The sequence below is a fragment of the Microbacterium sp. Bi128 genome, assembly GCF_918698205.1.
In genome coordinates this window covers 1-1424 of sequence record NZ_CAKKMM010001306.1, presented here as the reverse complement: position 1 = coordinate 1424, position 1424 = coordinate 1, and the positions used below count along the sequence as shown (strand labels likewise).

Genomic DNA, 1424 nt, shown 5'->3' with positions numbered 1-1424 from the left:
CCACCTATGCTGTCTACAACTACACCACCGGTACCCAGGGTGCCAACATTCCAATAAACGGTATATGGCGCGCGGACGTGTCCGGCAGATACATGGCAACAACTGACGCCGGCACCACTTCGGTGAGCAGCTTTTACGTCTACGACTGGGCCAGCGTGCAGGCCGGCAATCCCGCTCTGATAGCAACCATCCCCGCCCGGGCCGGCGCGCGGACCGCCGGTAAGAACCAGGGCCTGGCATGGGTCGGCAACTATTTCTACCTGATCCAGGGCAGTCAGTCGGAGAGCCCGACCTTCCAGGCCTGGGACTCCAACGGCAAATTGTCGATCTCCAGCAAATACACACGCGCCGACTTCATGGATTTGGTCAACAAACTCAAGCCCGGATATCTCACGGACGCGAACTACACCTACGAGGCAGAGGGCGCATTCAACCACGAAGGCAAACTCGTCTCGGTACAGGTCGTGAACAACAACCCGTCAGTGGCCACAGACGGGCGAGTCCTGGTACTCCAGCACAACCGCACCGACGGTGTGCGGGGCAAGATGCAGCCGGCGGACCCGCCAGGTCAATGACGTCGGCTGGATCCGGCAAACCTCATCGAAGATTGTCGGCGTTGGGTGGATGGGTTGACCGATACGCCGGGTTCTGTGTTCCCGCGCTGTTGCCGGCGCGGGAGTAGCGGCCATCCATCTACGGACGCCGTTGCCGACGCCCTCCAGCGGCCTACCCGAACACTCGGGCGAGCAGCCCTCAAACGTGTCCTGTCTGGCCTTGCTCCGGGTGGGGTTTACCTAGCCTTCCCGGTCACCCGGGAAGCTGGTGGTCTCTTACACCACCGTTTCACCCTTACCTGCCCTGCGGCGTGTGCAAGCACACGCCCCACGCAGGCGGTCTGTTCTCTGTGGCACTGGCCTGCGGGTTACCCCGAGTGGGCGTTACCCACCACCCTGCTCTGCGGAGCCCGGACGTTCCTCGAGCCACTTGCGTGACGCGCGGCCGCCTGGTCAACCCATCCGCTGTCCATTCTACGTTCTCCCGGCCGGCACAGCCGCACTGCGGCCTTTCGGGGCTGCCGGTGGGAGAATTTAAGCAGGGTTCCTGCTAGTCAAGGAAGAGTGATCCCGATGAACTGGACCGCCATCATCATCTGGCTGTTGACCATCGTCCTGGTGGCTATTCTCGCCAAGATGTCGATCAAGATTGTGCGCCAGTACGAACAGGGCGTCCTGTTCCGCCTGGGCCGGGTGGTCGCGGTACGGATGCCCGGCCTGCGGTTCATCATCCCGGTGGTAGACCGGCTTCAGCTTGTGAGCCTGCGGATCGTGACAATGCCGATCCAGTCACAGGGCATCATCACCCAGGACAACGTCAGCGTCGATATCTCGGCAGTGGCGTACTACCGGGTGATCGACTCCGTGAAG

General features: G+C 62.0%; 2 protein-coding genes and 1 other RNA gene. 2 read left to right on the top strand and 1 reads right to left on the bottom strand.

Features of this window, described 5'->3' with window-relative positions; all coding sequences use genetic code 11:
* A partial coding sequence (locus LQV45_RS32255; RefSeq protein WP_230011605.1) for a hypothetical protein occupies positions 1–575 on the top strand: 575 nt, incomplete at its 5' end.
* Positions 576–621: 46 nt separating this feature from the next.
* Here the strand turns inward: LQV45_RS32255 and rnpB are convergent.
* Positions 622–1015, bottom strand: an RNA gene (rnpB, locus tag LQV45_RS32250) — RNase P RNA component class A.
* A 112-nt stretch (positions 1016–1127) separates the two neighbouring features.
* Here rnpB and LQV45_RS32245 point away from each other — a divergent pair.
* A partial coding sequence (locus LQV45_RS32245) for an SPFH domain-containing protein (RefSeq protein ID WP_253074601.1) occupies positions 1128–1424 on the top strand: 297 nt, incomplete at its 3' end.